The organism is Borreliella yangtzensis (genome assembly GCF_014201775.1).
In the GTDB taxonomy this organism is placed as follows: Bacteria; Spirochaetota; Spirochaetia; order Borreliales; family Borreliaceae; genus Borreliella; species Borreliella yangtzensis.
The window spans coordinates 1-3,798 of record NZ_JACHFG010000028.1 but is presented as its reverse complement, the minus strand read 5'-3'; the positions used below and the strand labels follow the sequence as shown (position 1 = coordinate 3,798).

Below are 3,798 nucleotides of genomic sequence, written 5' to 3'. Positions count from 1 at the left end.
TCATTCTCCACACATTTACTTTAGAAACTCCTAGTCTAGCTGCTATTTCTCCATCATTTAAAGTTCCTTCTATAAAATATGCAACATAATCATCATAAGATCTTTTAACTCTTTTCAAAAGCACTACCCAAAAGTAACAAAATTAACAAATTGTTACTCTAAATAGTAAAGCAATTTAACAAATTGTTAACATAAACTGTTAGCTTTTCTATACTTATTAGCTATTGATCTATATTTACAATGTTCATTGTTATAAAAGGAGTATTTATATGAATAAATCTCAAATATTCTCGATATTTTTACTGTTTTCAACAAAAATAATAGGATTTTCCTATGATCAATCTACGGATGAGGGATATAAAGAAAAATACTATCACAAAAAAGGGACTACAGATGCAAATATTTCCTATTTTCAGACTTTTAGAAATGATGTTGAAACCCGTTATTCCGGTAAAGGAACTATTTCTAGTATCTCTACAGGAAAAGATGAAAAATCAAGTCGCATTAGCTTTACCACTTCAAGATATATTAAAAACGGGGAAGAAACATATTATAGGGGATTTAACTTAGAATACTATTATAGTATAGATTTTGAAAATTCATATCCTATGTTATATGAAATACGTGAAAACATTAGTAAAATAAAGGTTACATTCTCTTTTGCCAATGGAGCTGAAAAAATAATAAGAAAGTTAGATCAAAAATTTGTAAATGGTAGAGTTATGTGGGAAATTTGGAACGTTTCACGTGATTCACGTGAAGAGTTTATTAGAATTAATTTAAGAACTTCTGATCCAGGTATAGAAAATTTACTTCCAAAATTATTAAAACATAAAACTGCAACGATCATAATTGAGGTTCCTGAAAGTGAAGATCCAGGCAAACTAACGCGATCTATAACTTTTGATCTTTATGGTTTTCAAAGACTATATAATAAACACAGTGAATATTTTAAATAAGAGAACAAGACTATTTGTTAGTCTTGTTATTCATAATTTATGTTTTCAAAAGCCATTTTTTATTATTTTTTTTCTTAAAAACTTTCAAGCTCTTCTTCAATTTTTTGAAGTAAATTGGCTATATCTTTCTTTTCTGTTTCAATGCCCTTATAAAGGAACCCCTTGAATAAATCATCAGGATTAAAACCTAGCTCAAGGGCACACTTATAAACTTCATCTCCAATTCTCATTGGATCATCAGCTTGGTAATAAGTATTATCATTTACTCGTTTTTTATATTCTGCTCTCTTTTCAAGCTCTTCTAATTCTTTTAGAAACCCTTCTACTTTCTTTTTAGCATCTTCTAAAGCCTTTTTTCTATTTTGTTTTTGCTGTTCCTCTTGTGATATTTGTTTTTTAGACTCATCAGCTTGCATTAATTCTTTATCTTCTATTTCTAAAAATCCCTGAACTTGTCCTTTTACACCTTTCTCTTTAGTTTTTTCTTGATTTTTTTCTTCAATTATTTTTAAATTTCCATGATTATCACACGAAATTATCAGTGCAAAAACTGCACAAATAATAAAAACTTTTTTCTCCATAAGGTACTCCTACATATTGAACTTCTATTTTAAATTATCATTCTTATTCTCTTCTAATTCTTTTTTAATCTTCTCAAGTGCACCATCTATAACTTTTTTTGTTATATCACTAGTACCATCATTATCAATAGAAGAATTTTTATCTAATAACCCTAATTTGCTAGCCTCACTCCAAGCTTGTTGCCCAACTTTCCCTTGATTTCGAGATTGATCGCCTTCAGTTACTCCATTTGCATTACTATATTGTTGTTGATATTCTTGAAATTTCTTTTGAGCCGCTTCTAAAGCTTTTTTTCTTTTCTCTTTTTTCTCTTTTAATTTTTCTTTTAACTCTTTTAATTTCTTTTCAAGTTTTTCTTTATCTTCTTTTTTATCTTTTAATTTTTCCCCTAATTCTTTTTCTAATGTCTCTAATTCTTTTTCATAACCAGAATATTCTCCAAGAGTAGTTTTATCATCAGTTTTCTCTATTTTCTCTTTCAATTCTTTTAATTTTTTCTCTAATTCTTTAACTTCTTGATCTAATTGTTCTTGAGCTTGCCCTTGTGGATCATCAGCTTGCATTAATTTTTCTTGAACTTTTGAAGAAACTTTTGATCCTAAGTTTTTAATCCCTTCAGTCAACTCTTCTTTTTTTATCTCTAAAAATCCATCAACCTTCTCTCTAGCATTTTCTTTTAAATTTTCTAAATCTTTATTAATTGCATAATTCTTGCAAGAAATAACTAATGCAAAAATGCCACAAATAATAAACATTATTATTTTTTTATTCATAAGTTACTCCTATTCTATAAGTTCAAAAGATAATGCAACCCATAATAATTACAATTTTTTACAGGTTTAAATAATTGATTTTGTTACATTGCGTTATTACATTTTAACAAACTGAAAATGTAATTTTAATCAACTCCCGAAAATCTCTCCATTGCAAATGGTCAACTCACTACAGAAACTCACAAAACACATATAAATTAAATTTCAGGGTATTTGCTATATATCACACAAAGTATACTATCTTTCTTAACTTACCCCCTTAAAAATCGCCACTTCTGCTTGCTACAACCACTCTATACTCTAAATTTCGCATGCAATGAGAGACACTTCAATTTGACTAAAATTTTTAGTTTTTGATAAAATGTAAATTGTAATTTTTACCTATTTTTATTACTTTTACTTAATTTAAAAGTAACACTTTTAAAGAGATGATTTTATGGACTTTAATAATTATCTTAATTTAAATAATAGTCATACAGACTTTATCCTCAAACTTCTAAAAGATTATCAAAAAGTTATTGATGAAAATAAAATTCTTAAAAATTCTCTGAAAAATTCATCTAAAACTAAAAAAGAAACTCTAAAGCCTAGTCCTAAGTTCTACCTAACTCCAAAAACTAGTAAACTCATTGAAAAATGTATCAAAATGCTAAAACAAATTGATCCCATATCTGGTTGGTTTGTATATTTGCTTTTAATAACCGGGTGTAGGGGCACTGAAATTAGGAAAGTAAAAATGCAAGATATTTCTCCCTTTTTAAGCAAAACTGGTGAAATTTTTTACAATATAAAAGTAAATGTAGCAAAAAAAAGAAGTACCACTTGTATTAGAGAAATTGTTATAAATTCAAAAGAATTCGATGCTATTCAAATAGCTCATAAAAATCATTTCGAAGAAAAAAATATTGATACTAGGCGTACTTATTTTTTCCAAAAGACTAAAAATAAGTTTAAAGATAATCAAATTGATATTATCCATATTTCTAGAAAATTCAAAAATCTTCTTAAAAAATCTGGATTTAAAGCAAATAAATCTCTTCATTTATGTAGAAATTTATTTATTTCAAATTTAAAAGCCAATGGTTACAATTCTTTTCAAATTAAAGAGCTTATGAAATACTCTTCAACTCATGAAATTGATAATATCTATGGACTCTCTTCTGCTAACAAAATTCAAGCTTATAAATTCACAAAAAATAGTTTAAAGCTATAGTGCATTATTTAAACTTAAAAATACGCTTTGAAGTTACTCTAAATTCTTTCCCTCGTGGTTTTAAATCAAGTGAATCGTATAATATCTCTTTTTCTTTTGTCGCAATAAAGTGATATCCAGCAACATTTTTAATCTTAACTTCACTTATTTCAAACTCATTTGCAGCTGCAAGATATAGAGAATTTTCATATCTTGCCATACTCCTAATTCCATAGTAACTAAGTATCAAACAAGGATTCTTAATAAAGCAATTACTCCTAATATAATCAAG

6 protein-coding genes are annotated in these 3,798 nt (G+C 27.0%); 2 read left to right on the top strand and 4 right to left on the bottom strand.

What is annotated here, in order from left to right; translation table 11 throughout:
* The coding region (locus HNP68_RS06180; protein WP_183221503.1) for a DUF603 domain-containing protein at positions 1 to 118 on the bottom strand (118 nt) is incomplete at its 3' end.
* 151 nt (positions 119 to 269) lie between these two features.
* On the opposite strand from HNP68_RS06180, the gene HNP68_RS06175 reads away from it, so the two are divergent.
* Positions 270 to 959, top strand: a complete 690-nt coding sequence (locus HNP68_RS06175) for a hypothetical protein (protein WP_183221501.1) — start codon at positions 270 to 272, stop codon at positions 957 to 959.
* 74 nt (positions 960 to 1,033) lie between these two features.
* Here HNP68_RS06175 and HNP68_RS06170 read toward each other — a convergent pair whose 3' ends face one another.
* Positions 1,034 to 1,540 carry a hypothetical protein gene (locus HNP68_RS06170; RefSeq protein ID WP_183221499.1) on the bottom strand — a complete coding sequence of 169 codons (507 nt, stop codon included), beginning with the start codon at positions 1,538 to 1,540 and terminating at the stop codon, positions 1,034 to 1,036.
* A 24-nt stretch (positions 1,541 to 1,564) separates the two neighbouring features.
* Positions 1,565 to 2,314, bottom strand: coding sequence for a hypothetical protein (locus HNP68_RS06165; protein WP_183221497.1), 750 nt, complete (start codon positions 2,312 to 2,314; stop codon positions 1,565 to 1,567).
* 436 nt (positions 2,315 to 2,750) lie between these two features.
* Between HNP68_RS06165 and HNP68_RS06160 the strand changes: the two genes are divergently transcribed.
* A complete protein-coding gene (locus HNP68_RS06160) occupies positions 2,751 to 3,527 on the top strand; it encodes a site-specific integrase (protein ID WP_183221495.1) in 777 nt (258 codons plus the stop codon).
* A 4-nt stretch (positions 3,528 to 3,531) separates the two neighbouring features.
* Here HNP68_RS06160 and HNP68_RS06155 read toward each other — a convergent pair.
* Positions 3,532 to 3,798 (bottom strand): DUF261 family protein (locus HNP68_RS06155; protein WP_183221493.1); only part of this gene is annotated, 267 nt, incomplete at its 5' end.